The organism is Flagellimonas alvinocaridis, from assembly GCF_965248585.1.
In the GTDB taxonomy this organism is placed as follows: Bacteria; Bacteroidota; Bacteroidia; order Flavobacteriales; family Flavobacteriaceae; genus Flagellimonas; species Flagellimonas alvinocaridis.
Map to the genome: position 1 here is coordinate 3,151,193 of NZ_OZ252111.1, position 19,981 is coordinate 3,171,173.

Below are 19,981 nucleotides of genomic sequence, written 5' to 3' on the forward strand. Positions count from 1 at the left end.
TATTCGTGTAACAAATCACCATAAATTGCGTTCTAATACTCTATCAATCAAAGAGAACACAATCATGTTGCAACGTTTTTTTATTTTCTGCTCTGGGGCAGATACAGACCTTCTATCCACTTGTTCCAATGGGGAACGAAACAAATATGCCGGAATTGGCGCCACCGTATTCTTTACCGCCGTCATGGCATTCATCGCCAGTGGGTATGCCCTATACACCGTTTTTGACAATATTTACACTTCCCTATTCTTCGGATTGATTTGGGGACTGTTGATTTTCAACCTGGACCGATACATTGTATCGACCATAAAAAAGCGGGACAATATCAAAAGTGAACTGCTCCAAGCCACCCCACGAATCCTTTTGGCGATTATCATTGCCGTGGTGATTTCGAAGCCTTTGGAGATGAAGATTTTTGAGAAAGAAATCAATCAAGTGTTGTTGGAAGAAAAAAACGCCATGACTTTGAACAACAAGGAACAATTGGCCCTTCAATACACTCCAAAAATAGAGGCACTCCAACAAGAGATAGCAGCCCTTAAATCCGAAATTGTCCAGAAGGAAACCGAAACCAATGCACTGTACGACACCTACATTTCCGAAGCGGAAGGTACGGCGGGAACCGGTCTATTGGGCAAAGGCCCCGTATACGAAGAGAAACGCGAAAAGCACGATGCCTATTTGGCGGAGCTCAACACATTGAAGGAAACCAACGCTTCCAAAATTGAAGATATAGAAGCCCAAATTGCGGCTTTGGAAACCGATTACGCTACAGCCGTGACGAATTCACAACCCATTATTGATGGGTTTGATGGATTGATGGCCCGCATCAATGCCTTGGGCAAATTATCTTGGTTTCCCTCCTTTTTTATCTTTTTATTGTTCCTGGCGATTGAAACCGCCCCTATCATCGCCAAATTATTGGCCCCAAGAGGCGAGTACGATTACAAATTTGAGGAGCAGGAAAGTGTAGTGGCCACATGGGTGACCCAAAAAGTGGAACAGCGCAAATTGTTGTTGTCTACCGATGGTGAAATCAACCAGCAGATTTACGCCGACATTAAAAATGAGGAAGAACTGTACCGCTACAAAAAGCAAAAAGCAGAGGAATTGCTTCGTCTTCAGGCGGATTCTTTTCACAAAGTGCAGGTAAAGGGACTTTAATCCACTATTCCCATATTTTTGAGCAGGAAAGAGGCATTCATATTTTGGCAAATGCCCTCTTTAAATTGGTAGTCAAAATAGAGTTCGCCCTTTACAATCTGGGCATCAAAATATTTGTTTTCCACTTGCGAAAGTTGGTCGGACAATGTGCATAAGCTCAAATCGTGTGTGGCCACCAAACCTGTGGCGCCAATCCGCACCAAACGCTCCACAAACTTTTTGGAGCCCTCGGCCTTGTCCACACTATTGGTGCCTTTCAAGATTTCATCGAGCACCACAAAACAATTCCCTTTCTGCAATTCTTCCACGATAAATTTCAAACGCTTGAGCTCAGCATAAAAATAGGAGGTTTCATCCGCCAACGAATCCGAAGAACGCATGCTCGTCAACAATCGGACGGGAGCATATTTTACCTCTTGCCCTTTTACCGGCAACCCCAAGTTCGCCATAACAATTTGCAAGGCAACCGCCCTCAAAAAGGTACTCTTCCCCGCCATATTGGCTCCGGTAACGATACAAAAACGCCCTTTTCCTATTTCGAAATCGTTCAGTATGTTCTTTTTAGGGTCTACCAAAGGATGTCCCACGGCTTTAGCGGTTAAAACGGCATCACCCTCCACCAAATCGGGATAAGTGTGGTCGGGGTGGTTAAAGGCATAATTCCCCAAACTGATGTACGCATCAAACTGTGCAATGACAGAAAACCAATCCTCGATGTCCTTACCGTATTTTTCTATCCAAGATTCAACCTTATAGGTGTAGTAAAGACTCCATAAACCAAGGCCTTGTGCAAACATTGCAATGAGCAAATTTTGCTGCTGTTCCAACATCATCATATCTTGGTAGAAGCGTTTTACGATTTTGGAGGTCTTCTCCCCTTCTACCTCCAACTTTTTTTGAAGTTCCTGCAAAAGCTCCGAAGTAAATTGCTGCCCTTCCAGTTCGGAAATCAGCCTTTGATGTTGCTGAATGGTTTCCTGTGCCTCCGAAACCTTTGTTGCAAAACTTAGAATCTTCTTGGCGTATCGCATCACAATTCCCAATCCTAAAAAATACCATACCAGTACCAAACTTTCAGGCACTTTTCCCAAGAAGGCCAAGATGATCCATAAAATGGAGAGCATTACAAAGATCGGGGCCACTATCCCAACCCATTTTGGTGTGAACGTTTTATGGTCTTTCATCCATTTGGAAACCACGCTAGGCGATATTTTGGGCTTTGTTTCCCCCGCCAAGGCCAAGAAATGTTGCCTCCATTCAGGAAGTTTTGCCAATTCCTTGATGGCTTCCTGTTTTTTGAGAATATCCTTGGGTTTATCATCCAATAACAGTTGGGCCAGCACACCGCTCCCCTGTTTCAAAACGGTTCGGTTGCCATACTGATAGAAAGACCCCCTACCGAACAAATCCAAATCCTGTGCGTAGGGATGCTCTGGTTGTAAAAACTCCCTTCCATCTGGCAAATGGTGAAATTTACGGTCCAACACCTCCAATTCCGTCTCATTGAGGCCCACCAACCGTTCCAAATAGGCTTTTTCCTTTTTCAGATTGACAAACCAGGCCACGAGATATAAAAACAATGTGATGCCAAACACAAAAATTCCAACTACAGCGGATTGCCCCCAAAAGAAATAGATGCCTGCCACTAGGGCCACAAAAATAGCAAGTCGGATGGTAGCCAAAAGGCCCAATCGCTTTTTTACTTGTTGAAGATGGGCAGTATGTTTATCCCGTTGTTGGGTGTAGAACTGTTTTACTTTGCTCATTCAAAAATCAATCTAAATCCTCCAATTCCTGTCTTAGTTTTTTGGTAAGACTGGCCACTACCAAATCATAGGAATGGTCCAACAAATCCTTAATCAACTGTGGCGGAAGATTGTCCAAAAACAAAGTATTCCAATGTTTTTTGCTCATGTGGTAGCCCGGAATAATGGCCCCATCGTGTTCTTCCCGAAGTTCAATGGCCCTTTCCGGGTCACATTTTAGATTGCACTGGGCCGGAAGTCGCTCTAAGGCCACCAAGGCAAACATTTTTCCCATCACCTTGAATACCAAGGTGCTTTCGTCAAAAGGAAATTCCTCGGTAATCCCTTTTTTATTCAGGCACAGGTTGCGAAACTCTTCAATGTTCATGGTCTCACGCCTTCGGAATCATACACAATCACCTTTTCCCACAAGTCTTTGCACTCCTCAATAAAAATCAGATGGGCCTCCTCTTCCTGATAGGCTTCTTGGGCTTCTGCAGACTCAAAAGTCACGATAAGGGAATAGGTAAAGGAATCGTCTACCACATCCCTGACCGCTTTGGGCGGAGTACCCATAAAATTGGTCTTCGCATACTTTGAATTTTCCAAAAACGTATTCAACGAAGCTTCAAACTTGGTCCTGTCCGCATGACTGTACGGATTTTTGAACCAGAAGTAAACGGTATGCGCAAAAGCGTGGTCAAAATTTTCCCCACCGTTTTTGATCTGTACACAACTCGCAGCAAATCCCCCAACCAAAAGCAGGGTCAAAATTCTTGTTTTCATAATGTTATTCTTCTAAAAAATGTTTTTCCCTATTGGAGATTTCCAAAGCGGAGTAGTCCAATCTCCATCCGATGGTCTCCACAATTTTTTCCACCAAAAGAACGGCCTGCAACGCTTCTTTGCGAGCGGTATCCATCAATCCACTTTCCGGTATTTTCTGTTTGATGTGTTCCTTGGCCTCTTGATTGAGTTTGGTAAGATCATCCGGCGAAAAGCTGTTGAACAATCCATTCTTAATGTCATAAAACTGCAGGTCCGGCTCAATGGAAAGCACTTCGGGCTCTGGAAAATTATTTAAAATGATCCGCTTCTTCTCCGTATCGGCCTGCAGGTCCAATTTGGTCAAGTCGTACCCAATATGCGCCTTTGCCTTGACCACGATCAATGCCTTTTTTTTGCTTCGCAACAAGCTCATGAATCGGTCTTTGGTATTTTCGTAGTGGTAGATTTCGGCAAAATCCCCTTCCACCGAAACCAGTTTGCAGACGCTCCTGATCTTGTCCAGCAACACGGTGGACTGCTGTTTGGTGAGTTCTTTGCTTCTTTTCTTCCGGAATAGCGAGAACAACCAATACATGAGTATGGCTCCCAGTATCAATCCAAGAAGTACGTCGATGATATCACCCATTCTTTTTTCCTATTTCACCCAAATGGGTAAACTTAAATCCCTTTTCATATTTTAATCCATAGCCCAAGGCCCTGTCCAAGGCCGAATGGGAAAACAAGATGATCCCAATGAGCTGGCATAAAGGTATTGAAAAGTAACTTCCCAGCAGATATACCAAAATAGCCACTCCCTTATGGTGAAAGAAATTGTACGTAAACGTCCCTACCTTGTTCCCAAAAAGGTAGCCCAGCGCACCAATGTCCGGGGTCAGGATCAAGACTGGGAACCACCACCAAGCGTAGTCCAAAAGGCTGAAAAGATAGATGCCCAGAACGAACATCATCACCTCTCCAATTTCAATGTTGTTTTCACTTGTCCTCGATTTTATATAAAATGGGTCTGCTGGGGCTGGCATCATTCTCGAAAGGGGCCACCTGAAGATCCAAAAAATAGGTGCCGTCCAATACGGTGTTGGGCACATAGATGAACTCGGTAATGGTTGCCGATTTCCTCGGTTTTCCATTCACATTCCAAAAGGCTTTGTGCGCCAATAATTCTCCATTGTCCCGTTCCTTGTCCACCGAGGGAAGGTCCACCAACAGATGGTACACTCCCTTTTTCACCAAATACTGCACCGCTTCTTCCAAAAGGTATGGCGGGTTGGTATCTGAATATTGTTTGGAACGCTTATCGCCAAGGTTGGGCAAGGTACGAATTACCAGTGCCTCCCTTTTCTTGTTGCCCAAGGCGTATTGGAGTTGTTTTTCGGAAATGACAAAATCGTCTCCCTGCTGTTCCGGGGCCACTGTGATGACTTCGGCCAGAAAGAAAAACCGCTTCATTTTTTGGTTGATGGAATGGAACGCTTCGGTGATATGGCCCAGACACTCGGTATGGGTAATATGGGAATGGGGGTTGAACCAGATATCGTTAAAGTTCACCGGCGCCCCTTGGGCAACACTTCCCACAAAATCCCCTTCTTGATGGGCCTCGATCTTGGGCGGACCCAAATACCAGGCATTCACATTGGTTTTCTTCCCGGTCAAGGGAATGGAAATATCCAAGGGGTTGGCCAAATCTATCTTGTAATTCTTTGAATTGTGTTTTATGGTTGCAATCATGTACGCTGGACTTATTCCAGTAATTAAATCAATTCCTTTGATAAATCCAATAAATATGCTTTTTTTGGGTGAGATTAGCCAACTTCACTTCTGTCTACCTAAAGACAGGTATAAATAGATATTCTTTTAAAAAATGAACATCTTAATTGATAATATTATCCGGCAATATCAAGAAGTCCAAAATGGAAAATTGTGGATTGGCAGCTCTTTCGACAGCAAATTGAATCAAGTTGATGAAAACCTTGTTTTTTCGAGACCAATTAAAGATTTGCACAGTATTGCAGAAATAATTTCTCATTTGACATTATGGAGAAAAGAAACAATTTTAAAAATACAAACTGGAGAAGGCAGTAAAACTGATGATTGCGAAGAGAATTGGCTTAACAATGACAAACTTAAATTACTGGGATGGAGGCACATTAAATCAGAGTATGATAGAACTTTGACGAAGTTAATTGACTTGTTAAAATTAAAGAATGATGAGTTTCTGGATGAGAAATATTTTGACACAGATTTTAAAGACTACTTTAAATATAGTTTTGTGGTAAATGGTATGCTTCATCACGACATTTATCATTTAGGACAACTCGGAATAATAATTAAATATTTGAAAGAGAATAATGAATAAAAATCGTAGCACCCTACCTTCGGGAAACTACACTTCCAATACTCGCCGATAAATACACCCCCCCAATGAGACTGAACGTGACACGGTTACTCCACAAAAAACAAACCACTCACTATTCCATCCACCAAAAACTTTCTATTTTTTGGTGTTTATAGTACTCCTTGGCACTTAAGACCATATAGTGCCCAAATGGGATATCAATTGGGAAGCAGGTTTTGTGAACAGGGAGAGTGCATCCATCAATTTGGACAAGAATAGTAGCATGGCATCCACTAACTTCACTTCTTGTGCTGAACTGGTTTTAGTAATCGGTTGATATAATTCATTACAAACGAATCATATCTCTAACGTTAAAATGAATTATGAAGAATAAATTAAAGTATCTGTTTGCTTTTACTCTTTTCATATTAGTTTCCTGTTCTAATTCTAAGAAGAAGTTGTTGGGAGATTGGGAAATGTATGATATGAAGACCCAAACACATTACTACAAAGCAGTAAAAATGTTTGCTTCAGATTATGCAATAAAACAATATTTAAAAAAAATCGGGAACATAGAATTTATCAAAGAGTACGACAGCTATCCAGAATCTGAGAAAGAAAAAATTAGAAACGTACTGGCAAAACAACTTGACTTAAGCGGGGAAAAATCATGGTCCAAATTTCATGATGGTGGTTTTATCTCATTATATAAAGACAATACTTTTAGCTTCTACTTTTATCCATATTATTTTACTGGAACATATTCTATCATTGATACGTCGGACTTAGAATTTTCAATATCAAACAAATCTTCAATTGTTGCCTACAAAACTCCAATGGAACAAAGTCCCCATAATTTTAGTCTACAATTCTATTCCAATGACACCACCAACTTTTTTGTTCTAAAATCAGAAAAAATCCCAGCATTATGGGAGTTGGACACACTATTTGTTCATAAAGCGAAAATCAATCACTATCTAGAAATCCAAAAAACAACGCCTGGAGATTTAAATCCAAGAGTCCAAAAGAAAAGCTGAAATCGCATATCGAATACTTAATAAAAGTTTTTGAAGATGCATCAAATAATAAACAGGGTCGTATTGACATAAACTCCGAGTTCAATTGTTCTCCATTGAAATTTTATGGAAACGGAATAGCCCTAAGAAGTTTGAAAGACGAACGGATGAACTGTTGGAAGGGCTTATTTGATGTAGAAAGCGAATTTCATGAATCCAATAATCTCCTGAAAGATAATTTAAACAAGATTAAACCTATCTCTAATAAAAATCGTTTCAAAATGATAATAAAATTCCTAAATGATTTAAATAACTCATTGTAATACTGCCTATGATTAATTGTGACGGATTTACCAAAAGGGAAATCCTTACCTCTAACAACGAAACCATAGCCAAACCGATAACTGCACCCCACCCAATGAGACTGAACGTGACACGGTTACTCCACAAAAAACAAATCACTCGCTATTCCATCTACCAAAAACTTTCCTTTTTTAGTGGCCAACAGTTTCCCTTCACTTTCTACCAATAAGTCATTATCCCTATATTTTTGGGCTTGTAGGTTCAAATACTCTACATACTTCTGTCCAAAATCAGAGGCCACCCGTTTCAAATCAACGCCCCAAATGGTTCGCAGGCCCGTCATTACATACTCGTTGTAGCGGTCCATTTGGGAAAGGGTCTCGATTTTCATGGGCAATACTCCTTCGGTAATTTTTTTAATATAGGTAGGGTTGTTGCGGATGTTCCAACTGCGGTTTATGCCGTCAAAGGAGTGGGCAGACGGACCTACCCCAACGTAGCTTTTCCCCAACCAGTACGCTGTATTGTTCTTGGAAAAAAAACCGGGTTTTCCAAAATTGGAAATTTCGTAGTTCACAAAACCATGGGCTTCCAAGGTGTCCACCAACATATAAAACTGTTCTTGGGCCTGTTCGTCGTCCACATTGGGCACCACGCCTTTTTCTATAAACTTTTGGAGGGCGGTCCGTGGCTCCACCGTCAATGCATAGCTGGAAATATGAGGCAATCCAAAATCGAGGGCTTTTTGGATGTTGGCCTTCCATCGGTCATTGTCCATTCCCGGAATGCCGTAAATCAGGTCGATGGTGATGTTATCGAAATACCTTGTGGCTTCTTGAATGCATTTTTCAGCTTCGGAGGCATTGTGGGCCCGGTTCATCAGTTTCAGGTCTTGATTAAAAAAAGATTGGATGCCGATGCTGAGGCGATTGATTCCCGACTTTTTATATATTGAAAAGAGATTTCTCGACTGCGCTCGAGATGACACCAAATCATCTGGATTGGCTTCCAAGGTGATTTCGGGCCGGTCCATTACTTTGTAATGGTCGTATATGGTTTGAATCAGAAATTCAATCTCTTCATTGGAAAGCACCGATGGGGTACCTCCTCCAAAATAGATGGTCTCCACCACATCATCGACCTCCGATTTCCGCAACACCAATTCCTTGGCAATGGCCTGTACCATAGCTTCCTTTTTTCCCAATTGTGTGGAAAAATGGAAATCACAGTAATGGCATGCTTGTTTACAAAACGGGATGTGGATATAAATACCGCTCATTCAATGGACAATTAACAATTAGCAATTTACAATGATCATTTACTTCAATCTGATATCTGATGTCCGATATCTGACATCTGATGATCATTGCACATTGTCCAATTCCTATTTTTTAATTCTAGATTCATTTTGCTTCACAAAAGCTTCCCATCCCGAATAGCTTTTCCCAACTTCTACCCTGCCCTCATTGTAGAAATGACACACAGCCGCGGCCAGACCATCGGTACTATCCAGATTTTTGGGAAGTGATTTCAATTTTAAGACACTTTGAAGCATTCGCGCTACTTGCTCCTTACTGGCGTTTCCGTTTCCCGTAATGGCCATTTTTATCTTCTTGGGCATGTACTCGGTGATAGGGACCTGTCGGGAAAGTCCAGCGGCCATGGCCACGCCCTGTGCACGACCCAATTTGAGCATGGACTGTACGTTCTTCCCATAAAAAGGAGCTTCAATGGCTATTTCATCGGGGTGGTAGGTGTCGATGAGTTCCAAGGTGCGTTCAAAAATCAGTTTGAGTTTGGTATAAGGGTCATCGTATTTTTTGAGCATCAACTCGTTCATCTGCACAAAGTGCATCTGTTTGTTGACGACCTTGATAATCCCGAACCCCATGATGGTGGTTCCCGGGTCTATCCCTAAAATGATTTTTTCTGTTGCCAAATCGTTATTGGGTATTTAGTACCAAAGGTAGCCTAAATCGAAGACCAACTGGATTTCCCTGTTTTAGGGCCGGTGCCACGGTGGTCAAATCGTTCAAGCGTTCGGAGACCCGTAAGTTAAAATCCGATATTTCATTGAGCACGGTGTTCTTTTCCTCCACGTTCAACACGGAGATAAAACCATGTTCATCAATGAGAAAATCAATGTAGACTGTATCGTTCATATCGTTATCCACCTGAAATTCCAAACCGGAGAGTGCTTCGGAAAAATAGTCCAACATCACACTTTGAAAGCAATCCCGCTGGACAGGTTTTGTGGCCATTTCATCACAATCTTCGAAAAGAGGGTATTGGTCCACATCGTTCCAGTCTATGGCCAGTAGTTTTTCATTGACCACTTTCTGGGTCTGTTCTTCCTTGGACATAAAGAGTTCACAGGAAACCAGCAAACCAAAAAAGGATAACAACATGTACTTCTGCATAACAGCCCCGAGAATTTGGCTGAAATTACGACTTTTTACCGAAGAATGGTAAAAGCAAAGAGGTCTGAAAATGTTTCAGGCCTCCCTACTTCCAACTATTACGACTACTGAAGTTTAAAGGTTATGGGTATGGAGAAAGGAACATCCACTGCCTCTCCTTTTTGTTTTCCGGGCCGCATGACCGGCAATCGTTTTATGATCCGCTCCGCTTCCGCCTCCAACAACTCATGGGGTCCCCTAGTTCTAATATCCGTGATGGCCCCATTGGCATCTATTTTGAAAATCACATAAACTTTCCCCTGAACTTCCATCTCCTGAGCTTCCCTTGGGTAATTGAAGTGTTTACGTATATGGGTTTGAACACTTTCTAAAAAGCATGCCTTTTTGTCGGTTGCATCTTCACAACCGGGGAAGATTGGAACTTCATCAATACTGGAAAATGTAGGCGTGTCCGCAACCCTTTGGATAACTTTCTGAATGTCAGCACCAATTCCCACCTCTGGTCCATTTTGAAGTTGAAATGCAATGGGAACCGAAAAAGCAACATTTACCATTTTGCCCTCTTGTTTTCCGGGTTGCATTTGGGGTAATTTTTCTATAATACGTACTGCTTCATTCTCCAATAGCTCATGAGGCCCTCTTTTTCTGATATCCACAATCTTACCATTGGCATCTATGATGAATATCACAGCCACCCTACCCTGAATGCCTTTTTCTTGTGCTTCCTTTGGGTAATTGAAGTGCTTTCGGATATGCTTTTCCACATTTTCCACAAAGCAGGCTCTTTTATCCACTGCATCTTCACAACCCGGAAAAACTGGAGCTTCATCCACCACCCCAAATGGTATTTTCTTAACTGCGGTCAGGGGTATACTCGTATCAAGTTCTTCATTATTATCTTCCTTTCCAACCTCACATGAAGTGTATACCAACATCCCCAAAACAAGGGGGAGCAATACCACATACTTTAGCTGCCAAATGGCCTTGGATCGTTTTTTTTGTAACATGACTATTCGCTTTTTGATTAATGATTGATTAAAAAATTGATTGACAAAGCTGATGTTCTGAGTTTGGAACGCTTCGGACAACAGCATTTGAAAATGCGCCTTTTTATGATGCTTCACCGCTTTTGCGTCGGCAATGAATTCATGCAATTCTGCCATTCTATTTTGGTACACATAGACCAAAGGGTTGAACCAAAAAGCGATTCGGGCCAACTCAAAGAAGAGAAGATCTAGGGAATGCCATTGCTTAATGTGGACCAGTTCATGGGCAATAATGCGGACTTCCCTCTCTTTTTCAATATTTCCACCCAAGAAAATATTCCTGAAGAATGAAAAGGCTAATACGCTTTCTTTTACTATGATCTTGGTAAAATCCGGGTGATGCTCCACAACCCCGTCCCTCTTCAATTTTATGATCTGAAACAGTTTATGTACCAACCAACCTGCAGCAACAACGCTGCCCAATCCCATTATCCAATAGTACCATGGCAACACTTCCCAAAACCGGGTTGCGCTTTCCACTCCCAATACCACCCCATCCAGTTGGTACATAAAGCCCGGGATTTCGGCTAACTCTGGCGGCATAGTTGTTTTAAACGCCTCTATCTTGACCCAAGGCAACACCAAGGACAAAACAAAGGTGACCAAAAGACATATCCTGTTCCATTGAAAAAAGGTCTCTTTCTTAAGAAAAAGGTCATAGACCAACAAAAAGACCAACTGAAATACCAGACATTCCAAGATATAGTTGATCATTCTTCCTCTTCTTTGATTTTCTTCATGATTTCCTCCAGTTCCTTTATACTGATATCGTTCTTCTTCATAAAAAACGACACCATACTTTCAAAGGAACCTTGAAAATAGCCATCAACCAAGGTATTTATCCGTTGGTTGCTATATGCTTCCTTTTGTACCAAGGGAAAGTACACATGTCCCTTGCCCACTTTCTCATGGGATACAAAGCCTTTGTCCTCCAAAATCCGAATAATGGTCGAAATGGTATTGTATGCAGGCCTGGGCTCTGGCAGCTCCTCCAAAATGGCCGCCACATTGGCCTTTTCCAATTTCCAGAGCAACTGCATCACTTCTTCTTCCGCCTTGGTGAGTTGTTTCATTTTTCAACTAATTTTTTAGTTCAACATGAAACAAATATAACTAAATTTTTAGTTTAAACTAATTTTATAGTTAAAAAGTTCAAAATGAATCCGCTGAAGTATACCTCCCCAGCGGATTTTTCTTTAGAAGGTAAGACTGACCTTCCCTCGAAGATAAAAAGGCATTCCCGGGGTAAAATGTATCTCTTCCACGGGGCTAGGTTCACTGAACAGTCTACTCTCAGTAGCAAATTGGGTCTCATTCCATTGCGTGTCGAACAGGTTTTCCACAATCACACTGAACGTCCAATTGTTGAGGCCGTAGTTCAGGGTGGCATCGGTCACAAAATAGCCGTCGGCCACAATGGAATTGTCCTCGTTGGCCGGTCTGTCGTCCACATATCTGTAATTAAGTCCCCCTGAAAACCCTTGGTCGGTTCCTGCAGTAAATCCACCTACCACGGTAAAATCCGGGGCCAAAGGAATATAATCTTCCCCATCGGCCTCTTCAGTATTTCTGGCATGGGTATAATTGGCATCGGTATAGAGGTAGAGTCCCTCAAAGGGTTGGTATCTGGCCCCCACTTCCAATCCCAATCGCCGCGTCTTGCCACTAGGCTCCACCACACCGGCATCTCCCACATACACAAACTCTTGATCTAAGAACAAGCTCCAAACTGTAGCATTCAACACTAGCCTGTCCACCGGCTTTAAGATGGTTCCCAAATCCACACCATAGGCCGTGGGAAGAATATCCTCGCCTTGATTGGCCACTACGACCCTGGCATCGTTGGAATGGAATCCCATTCCTGTTTTTAGGAAGAACTGGGTGTTTGCCGTTGGGCTAAAAATAGTATTGAACTTGGGACTGAAGGCCACTTTTTCCTCACTTCGGTTGTCATACAGTTCACTGAGTTTGTTCACATAATCGAACTTGAAATAATCCAACCGTAAGGCAGGTTCAAATGTAAATTTCCCGGATTTGAATGCTGCCCCGGCAAATGCATAGGTATTTACTTCATCCACATCACCATAGGCCAAACGCTCCAAAAGCTCTTGACGGTTCAAGGTGTGTGAAAGTTCATTATCATCCACATTGTCGTACCGAAACCCTACTCCTGCCTGATACTTGAAATTAGTGGACCCTAATTGCGCCGTATTATTTTTAAATATGGTCCTGGCCCCCAACATCATGCGGTCTTCATATTGTTTGATTTGATCTCCGTTTACTGGGTCGTCCAAGAAAAAGGTAAAGTTGGAGTACAGTTCAAAATCGTAGTGCGATAAAAAAGCCATGGTGTTGAGCGATTTCCCATCGTTTAGATTTTTATTGTGGTTCACCACAAAATTGGTCCGGCTGGTCTGCCCCCCTTCGGTATCGTCAATGGAGCCAAACCGACTAATCAATCCTTGATCAACAGCTCGTTGCGGAATCTGTCCCGAGGCATCCCACTTGCTTTGAAAATGCGAAGCGGTCAACAACAACTCCTGATCGCCGGGCAAGGCATAGCGATATCTTCCCAAAATATTAAGGCGATTAAAATTCTGGGGCGATTCCACCGGGCCATTGGTCAGATATAGCTCGGAGGCCAAATAGGCACTGCTATTCCCTTGCTCCAACACATTGAACATCCCCAAAAACCGTCGCGTATCAAACTGTCCCACTTCTGTGGATACCATACTGTTTTGCAAGCTTTTTCTCAGCCTTAAATCCACATAACCGGCCGTGTTGAAATCGCCTTGCTCCATATAATACGGCCCCTTGCCAAAGTTGACGTTTTCAATGGTTTCCGGAATTACAAAGTGAAGGTCGGCATACCCCTGACCGTGGGCATGTGATACCATATTCACCGGCATCCCGTCCACATTGATGGCCACATCGGTCCCATGGTCCACATCAAAACCACGCAAAAATATTTGCTCTGCCTTTCCACCTCCGGCATGTTGCCCTATGATCAAGCCGGGGACTTTTCTCAGGATTTCCTGTGAGGATTTTACCGGGTCGGCCTTTACATCCACATCCACCAAACGGCTCAAAGCGTTCACCTCGGAAACCAAAACCACTTGATCCAAGGAAATGGAACTTTCATTGAGCACGATCCGAACGGGTTGCTGTAAATCTTGAGCACTCACTACCCTAGTTTGAGTGGCATACCCTAACCGTGAAAAATAAATGGTATCGCTCACCGAAGTACGGTCCAGAAAAAAATGTCCGGTACCATCGGTATGGCTGTGTTGGCCATTGGTCTTATTGAATATGCCCGCATCTTCCAACGGGGAGCCATCGGCAGTTACCAATTGACCCTTATAATCTTGCGCGGCAACTGCCCCCATGACAAATAGGGAACATACCGCCATAAAATATTTCATGTCGTTGTCTTTTTAATTTGATTTATGTAAATAGATCTGAACTATGGAAACACTAGACCCGTTCCAAAGAAGATTGGAACCTGTTCTCAAAAATTTGGCCTAGCCCTTTTCAGTAATATTTAGGAGGAGGCGTAATCACACTTAGGCTCCAAAAAGAAGTTATGCCCTGATACGCCCAATTTCTATCATTGACTTGCAGCGTATTTATTTCCGATGTAATACGGGTTTCTTCACTAAAATGTTTGTCCAATTTAAAGAGGATTTCATCTTTCGACTCTTTTTCATCTGGCTGATTGGCCTCCAATAAATCCTTTAAGGCCTCCAAAGCTTCGTGCGAGTGGCCCGCCATAGCCCCCAAGGACGAATAGTCAACGGTTTGATGATTTGCAAAAAAGCTATGGTGTTCCTCATTCCCATGTTGATGGGTGCCGGCATCCAAAGCATGGGATGCTTCGTGCAATACTTCAATTACGAGTCCATTAAAAAGTCCCACCAAATAAAAAAGGCATAGTACAAGGCAGCTTGCTCGTGTGAGTCTGGATTTGGAATATGTCGGTATCGATTTCAAAAGCATTGCTTTCTGGGTTTCAAATCTACTTACGAAATCTTTACCAAGTCGGTTTTATTCCACTTTCTTTGTAACAATTGTGTCCTACATTTGTCTAACCATAAACACCATACCATGGATATTGTCTTATTGATTTTGGGATTTGTTCTGATGCTGGTTGGGATATTGGGTAGTTTTTTACCTGTGCTACCCGGTCCTCCCATAAGTTGGGTTGGACTATTGTTATTATATCTAACCAAGGCTGTCCCCGATAATTGGTGGATCCTTGGAGTTACTTTTGTCATAGCGATTACCATTACCATTCTGGACTATGTGATTCCCGCTATGGGCACCAAGAAATTTGGTGGCAGCAAAGCGGGTATGTGGGGAACCATCGTTGGGTTGTTGGTGGCCATCTTTTTTCCCGTTTTTGGCCCATTCGGAATTATTATATGGCCCTTTATCGGTGCCTTGGTGGGTGAATTATTGAACAAGGCCAATCAAAAAACCGCCCTGAAGGCGGCCTTTGGTTCATTTCTTGGATTTTTAACGGGCACCTTTATGAAACTGGTCTTGACCGTTTTCTACGCTATATTCTATGTCTACATTGCCGTAAAATATGCGGGTGACCTATTTTCCTTTACTTAATCCAACCACTCCACTTTTTCAGCAATCGGAGTTCTGTTGGAAGGTTCCACATCACCCTCATAATACCCCATATAGAAAAAGCCCAAACATTTTTCCCCTTCATTCAAATTAAAAAATCCGTCCATGTATTTGATGAGCCCTGGGGAAGACCAATAACAACCAATACCCAGTTCAGTACAACACAACCACATATTTTGGACGGCCATGGCCACGGAAGCGATTTCCTCCCACTCGGGCAGACTTTCAGAAGGGTCCCGTTGCATGCAAATGGCAATCACCGCGCCAGAATTGGACGGGTTGAATTGTAATTTTTTGATTGTGACCTGTTTTGGTTTGAAGTCCACCTCCTCATACTTGTTGGAAAGGAAAATCCCCAATTCCTGTTTCTTATCCCCTGTCAACACTTTAAAACGCCATGGTTCTGTTTTCTTGTGGGTAGGGGCCCAGTTGGCCGCTTCCAAAATCTTTTCTAGGGTTTCTTTGGGAATGGGCTTATCAATATACTGGGCAGGAAAAATACTTCTTCGCTGCTTGATCAAATCAAAAATCATAGCTATTCTTTTAGATGAAATCCAAAGTTACTCCCCAAAATGTTGGAATCATAATTTCATGAGCAAATCCATACATTTTTGAAGTGCAGGATTTCTATTATCGGTCTTCCAGACCATACTCAATACGGCTCGTTGTTTTATTTTTTTCATTTCTATGAACTTCACCTTCATCTGGAACCCATGCTGAAGCGTTGTGGGCACAATGGCAATCCCCAATTTATTTTCCACCAATTTAAAAATGGTCTGCGCATGAACCGATTTGTGTGAAACATGGGGCACAAACCTACTATCCTCACAAATACTCAGCACCGTATCGTAGTACATGGGACTATAATCTTGGGAAAAAAGAATAAAATCTTCATCGGCTACTTGTTCAATATTTTTGAAGCTCGATTCATCCAAAGGATGATCCTCGGGCAATACCAAGGAAAAGGTATCTTCAAAAACAGGTTTCACATCCAATCCTTTGGGTACGCGGGACAATCGTACAAAACCCAAATCCAGTCGATCGGCCAAGATTGCATTGATCTGTGCCCGGTTGGAAAGTTCTTCCAACGTGGTGTGTACCGTTGGATATTTCTCCTTCAATCCCAGCAACAAATTGGGTACCACATTCTGCATGGCGGAACCCAAAAAGCCGATTCGCACCTCTCCCAATTGTCCATCCCCAATGAGTTTTACCTGCTTTTTGGTCTGGTCGAGATGATTCAGGATAAATTCAACCTCTTTTTTTAAAAACTCCCCTGCTTGGGTCAAGCTCACCTTCTTCTTGTCCCTCACAAAAAGTTGGGTGCCCAATATCCCCTCCATTTGTTTGATTTGGGTACTCAAGCCAGGTTGAGAAATAAACAACTTTTCTGCTGCCTTTCTGTAATGGAGTTCTTCGGCCACGGCCAAAAAATAGATAAAATGTCTAAGCTCTATTTGATAATTCATACTTATTGATTATTACAAAAATAAGTATTGGTGATTATTAAACCTAATCTGTAAATTTGGATAACAGTAATCAATCTTCATACGCTGTCACTTCGAGCGCAGTCGAGAAGTAATTGAATCCATTGCCTTAAAACAAGGTCTCGACTGCGCTCGACCTGACACCTTTTATCAATAGGATTGATTGCGTACAATCACTAGTGAATTAATTTTAAAGCATGGCAATAGACCGAATATTCCAATTTGGCGAGGACCGTTTAACAGCAAGCATAGCTTTGGGTTTGGCCCATGGCACTATTACAGGTGTTTTCTCCGAAGTATGCCTAAAAAATGTGAATGCCAGTTACCAGCGGGTGCAGCGTATCGTGGAAAAGGGCGATACGGTATATGGCATCAACACGGGTTTTGGTCCTTTATGCAATACCAAGATATCCAAAGCCGATACCAAAATCCTTCAATCCAATATACTGCAAAGTCATAGTGTGGGTGTGGGAGACCCCATTTCCACCGAATTGGCTAAAATCATGTTGATTCTTAAAATCCATGCTCTAGCCAAAGGGTTTTCGGGCATTGCCGAAACCACCCTGCAACGCATGCTATGGCATTTGGAAAACGATGCCATTCCCGTAGTTCCCTCTCAAGGTTCGGTTGGGGCTTCAGGGGATTTGGCTCCCCTTTCCCATCTGTTCCTCCCATTGATAGGTCTTGGCAAGGTGGAATACCAAGAAAAGACCATCCCAACCCAGGAACTTTTTAAGCAAACTGGATTACAACCATTGGAATTAGGCCCAAAAGAAGGTCTTGCCCTGATCAATGGCACCCAATTTATTGCTGCCCATGGAGTGATGGTCGTTCACAAACTGCAACATTGTTTACGCCATGCCGACATTATCGGCGCCATGATGCTGGAAGGACTTCAAGGTTCCATGAAGCCATTTTTTGAAGAATTGCATCAACTGAGACCATTCAAGGGCAATCAACACGTAGCAGGAAGAATCCGTACCCTACTTCAAGGTTCCGAGATTTTGGAAGACCATATCGATTGCGAACGGGTCCAAGACCCCTACTCCCTCCGTTGCATGCCGCAAGTACACGGTGCATCCCGAAATGCGTGGTTGCATTTAAAGGAATTGTTGGAAATCGAATTGAATTCGGTAACGGACAATCCTGTCATCATCAATGATGAACTCACCATTAGCGGTGGAAACTTTCACGGACAGCCTTTGGCCATGGCCTTGGATTATGCCGCTCTGGCCGCCTCGGAAATTGGAAATATTTCTGACCGACGCATCTATTTGGCTCTCGAGGGCAACAGTCCCGGGGTTCCTAAATTATTGATGAACGATACGGGCATCAATTCGGGCTACATGATCTTGCAGTACACCACGGCTGCATTGGCCAGCGAGAACAAAAGTCTGTGTTTCCCCGCCAGTGCCGATAGCATTCCCACCTCGTTAGGTCAGGAAGACCATGTGAGTATGGGCTCCATTAGTGGTAGAAAAGCACTTAACATTATCGAGAACGTCGAGAAAATTCTCGCTATCGAATTACTGACCTCAGCCCAAGCATTTGAATTCAGAAAACCCTTAAAATCAGGGATTGTGTTGGACGAAATCCATACTTTCCTGAGAACCAAGGTGGCTTTTGCCAAAAACGACCGCGTTTTTGCGGATGATATTGAAAAAGGAATCGAAATCATTCAAACCCACGAAATCATTGATTTGGTGGAATCGGTCATGAAAGAGAAAGAACTGACTTGGGATGCTCCCTATCTCGATGAATTTGAAACATATTAGCATGAACAAACCACTTTTAATAGGACCCTTCACCCAACTGCTGCCCATGACGGGGCTCCCTTTAAAGGGAGCACTCAAGGATGAACAACTGCCCATTATTGAAAATGGGGGTATTTTGGTTGCTGATGGAAAAATTCTCAAAGTCGGGGTTTTTGATGAATTAAAATCCAATCATGTCAATGTGCACCACATCGAAGGAGAACATGTTTGTCTACCTGGATTTGTGGATTCCCATACCCATATTTGTTTTGGTGGTACCCGGGCACGCGACTACGCTTATCGAAATGCCGGAAAAACCTATTTGGAAATCGCCAAAGCGGGTGGCGGCATCTGGGACACCGTGACCCAAACCCGAAAAGCTTCGCAGGATGAATTGGTTGACGGAATCCTTGCCAGAAGTCAAAAACATTTGAAAAACGGAATCACTACCATTGAGGTGAAAAGTGGTTATGGTCTTTCGGTTGATGAAGAACTGAAAATGCTACGTGCCATCAAACAGGCCAATGAAACTTCAAATGTGACCTTGGTGCCGACCTGTCTGGCAGCCCACATGAAACCAAAAGACTGGAATCAAAACGAAGATTATCTGGATGTGATCATCAAGGATTTGTTCCCCATCATCAAAGCAGAAAACTTGGCCCACCGAGTGGATGCCTTTGTAGAGGAAAGTGCTTTTTCTCCGGAGGAAATCAAACCCTATTTTCAAAAAGCGAAAGAAATGGGATTCGATATTACCGTACATGCCGACCAATTTACCACAGGAGGCAGTCAAGTAGCCGTAGATTTTGATGCGGTGAGTGCAGACCATTTGGAGGCCAGCACTGAAAAAGAAATTCAATTGTTGGCCAATAGCAATACCATTGCCACCGCTTTGCCGGGAGCATCACTCGGTTTGGGATGTGCCTACACCCCTGCCCGTAAAATTTTGGATGCAGGCGGTGCTTTGTCCATTGCCAGCGACCATAACCCAGGGTCTGCTCCCATGGGCGACCTGTTGGCCCAAGCCAGTATTTTGGGAACCTTTGAAAAATTGTCCAATACCGAGGTTTTGTCTGGAATCACCTTTAGGGCAGCCGCAGCATTACGAATGATGGACCGAGGCAAACTGGAAGAGGGTGCACAGGCAGATTTTGTGGTTTTCCCGACGGACAACTATCAAGAAATCACCTACCACCAAGGACAATTAAAGCCAAGTATGGTATGGAAAAATGGAATTAACGTTTGCAAATAGCTTTGTCATTCCGCACTTGATTCGGAATCCACTACCC

21 protein-coding genes are annotated in these 19,981 nt (G+C 42.9%); 6 read left to right on the forward strand and 15 right to left on the reverse strand.

The window, feature by feature from the left end; all coding sequences use genetic code 11:
• Window positions 1-64 precede the first annotated feature (64 nt).
• On the forward strand, window positions 65-1,165 hold the full coding sequence (locus ACP14V_RS14160) for a DUF4407 domain-containing protein (RefSeq protein ID WP_272608649.1): 1,101 nt from the start codon (window positions 65-67) through the stop codon (window positions 1,163-1,165).
• Here ACP14V_RS14160 and ACP14V_RS14165 read toward each other — a convergent pair.
• The 6 genes from ACP14V_RS14165 to ACP14V_RS14190 are packed head-to-tail and all read right to left on the reverse strand — an operon-like array spanning window position 1,162 to window position 5,424.
• Window positions 1,162-2,931 carry a MutS-related protein gene (locus ACP14V_RS14165; RefSeq protein WP_272608650.1) on the reverse strand — a complete coding sequence of 590 codons (1,770 nt, stop codon included), beginning with the start codon at window positions 2,929-2,931 and terminating at the stop codon, window positions 1,162-1,164. The genes ACP14V_RS14160 and ACP14V_RS14165 overlap by 4 nt on opposite strands.
• Before the next feature lie 7 nt (window positions 2,932-2,938).
• Window positions 2,939-3,298: an MmcQ/YjbR family DNA-binding protein gene (locus tag ACP14V_RS14170; protein ID WP_272608651.1), complete on the reverse strand. Its 360-nt coding sequence runs from the start codon at window positions 3,296-3,298 to the stop codon at window positions 2,939-2,941.
• On the reverse strand, window positions 3,295-3,696 hold the full coding sequence (locus tag ACP14V_RS14175; protein ID WP_272608652.1) for a Dabb family protein: 402 nt from the start codon (window positions 3,694-3,696) through the stop codon (window positions 3,295-3,297). The genes ACP14V_RS14170 and ACP14V_RS14175 overlap by 4 nt, the downstream gene beginning before the upstream one ends.
• A gap of 4 nt (window positions 3,697-3,700) precedes the next feature.
• Window positions 3,701-4,324: a DUF4230 domain-containing protein gene (locus tag ACP14V_RS14180; protein WP_272608653.1), complete on the reverse strand. Its 624-nt coding sequence runs from the start codon at window positions 4,322-4,324 to the stop codon at window positions 3,701-3,703.
• On the reverse strand, window positions 4,317-4,721 hold the full coding sequence (locus ACP14V_RS14185; protein WP_272608654.1) for a DUF4260 domain-containing protein: 405 nt from the start codon (window positions 4,719-4,721) through the stop codon (window positions 4,317-4,319). The genes ACP14V_RS14180 and ACP14V_RS14185 overlap by 8 nt, the downstream gene beginning before the upstream one ends.
• Entirely contained in the window at window positions 4,672-5,424 is a 753-nt protein-coding gene (locus ACP14V_RS14190) for a cyclase family protein (protein WP_272608655.1), read from the reverse strand. Before ACP14V_RS14190 ends, ACP14V_RS14185 begins: the two co-directional genes overlap by 50 nt.
• A gap of 133 nt (window positions 5,425-5,557) precedes the next feature.
• Here ACP14V_RS14190 and ACP14V_RS14195 point away from each other — a divergent pair, with 133 nt between their 5' ends.
• Window positions 5,558-6,052 carry a DinB family protein gene (locus tag ACP14V_RS14195; RefSeq protein ID WP_272608656.1) on the forward strand — a complete coding sequence of 165 codons (495 nt, stop codon included), beginning with the start codon at window positions 5,558-5,560 and terminating at the stop codon, window positions 6,050-6,052.
• 362 nt (window positions 6,053-6,414) lie between these two features.
• Window positions 6,415-7,068 (forward strand): hypothetical protein, encoded by a 654-nt coding sequence (locus ACP14V_RS14200; RefSeq protein ID WP_424987549.1) that lies wholly within the window; start codon window positions 6,415-6,417, stop codon window positions 7,066-7,068.
• 418 nt (window positions 7,069-7,486) lie between these two features.
• Here the strand turns inward: ACP14V_RS14200 and hemW are convergent, their stop codons facing one another.
• The 7 genes from hemW to ACP14V_RS14235 form a co-directional block, all read right to left on the reverse strand.
• Window positions 7,487-8,629, reverse strand: coding sequence for a radical SAM family heme chaperone HemW (hemW, locus tag ACP14V_RS14205; RefSeq protein ID WP_272608658.1), 1,143 nt, complete (start codon window positions 8,627-8,629; stop codon window positions 7,487-7,489).
• Window positions 8,630-8,734: 105 nt separating this feature from the next.
• On the reverse strand, window positions 8,735-9,289 hold the full coding sequence (gene ruvC, locus ACP14V_RS14210) for a crossover junction endodeoxyribonuclease RuvC (protein ID WP_116217106.1): 555 nt from the start codon (window positions 9,287-9,289) through the stop codon (window positions 8,735-8,737).
• Between the two features lie 4 nt (window positions 9,290-9,293).
• Window positions 9,294-9,770 carry a hypothetical protein gene (locus ACP14V_RS14215; protein ID WP_116217105.1) on the reverse strand — a complete coding sequence of 159 codons (477 nt, stop codon included), beginning with the start codon at window positions 9,768-9,770 and terminating at the stop codon, window positions 9,294-9,296.
• Window positions 9,771-9,874: 104 nt separating this feature from the next.
• A complete protein-coding gene (locus tag ACP14V_RS14220; RefSeq protein ID WP_272608659.1) occupies window positions 9,875-11,530 on the reverse strand; it encodes a M56 family metallopeptidase in 1,656 nt (551 codons plus the stop codon).
• The gene (locus tag ACP14V_RS14225) at window positions 11,527-11,889 is read right to left on the reverse strand and encodes a BlaI/MecI/CopY family transcriptional regulator (protein ID WP_272608660.1); all 363 of its coding nucleotides are present in this window, start codon (window positions 11,887-11,889) and stop codon (window positions 11,527-11,529) included. The genes ACP14V_RS14220 and ACP14V_RS14225 overlap by 4 nt, the downstream gene beginning before the upstream one ends.
• A gap of 123 nt (window positions 11,890-12,012) precedes the next feature.
• The gene (locus ACP14V_RS14230; RefSeq protein WP_272608661.1) at window positions 12,013-14,238 is read right to left on the reverse strand and encodes a TonB-dependent receptor; all 2,226 of its coding nucleotides are present in this window, start codon (window positions 14,236-14,238) and stop codon (window positions 12,013-12,015) included.
• Window positions 14,239-14,347: 109 nt separating this feature from the next.
• A complete protein-coding gene (locus ACP14V_RS14235; protein ID WP_272608662.1) occupies window positions 14,348-14,812 on the reverse strand; it encodes a hypothetical protein in 465 nt (154 codons plus the stop codon).
• Between the two features lie 108 nt (window positions 14,813-14,920).
• Between ACP14V_RS14235 and ACP14V_RS14240 the strand changes: the two genes are divergently transcribed.
• The gene (locus ACP14V_RS14240) at window positions 14,921-15,433 is read left to right on the forward strand and encodes a DUF456 domain-containing protein (RefSeq protein ID WP_272608663.1); all 513 of its coding nucleotides are present in this window, start codon (window positions 14,921-14,923) and stop codon (window positions 15,431-15,433) included.
• Here the strand turns inward: ACP14V_RS14240 and ACP14V_RS14245 are convergent.
• A complete protein-coding gene (locus ACP14V_RS14245) occupies window positions 15,430-15,984 on the reverse strand; it encodes a nitroreductase family protein (protein WP_272608664.1) in 555 nt (184 codons plus the stop codon). The genes ACP14V_RS14240 and ACP14V_RS14245 overlap by 4 nt on opposite strands.
• A 48-nt stretch (window positions 15,985-16,032) precedes the next feature.
• Entirely contained in the window at window positions 16,033-16,920 is an 888-nt protein-coding gene (locus tag ACP14V_RS14250; RefSeq protein ID WP_272608665.1) for a LysR family transcriptional regulator, read from the reverse strand.
• A gap of 215 nt (window positions 16,921-17,135) precedes the next feature.
• On the opposite strand from ACP14V_RS14250, the gene hutH reads away from it, so the two are divergent.
• On the forward strand, window positions 17,136-18,713 hold the full coding sequence (hutH, locus tag ACP14V_RS14255) for a histidine ammonia-lyase (RefSeq protein ID WP_272608666.1): 1,578 nt from the start codon (window positions 17,136-17,138) through the stop codon (window positions 18,711-18,713).
• 1 nt (window position 18,714) lies between these two features.
• Window positions 18,715-19,944 (forward strand): imidazolonepropionase, encoded by a 1,230-nt coding sequence (hutI, locus tag ACP14V_RS14260; RefSeq protein ID WP_272608667.1) that lies wholly within the window; start codon window positions 18,715-18,717, stop codon window positions 19,942-19,944.
• Window positions 19,945-19,981: the final 37 nt, after the last annotated feature.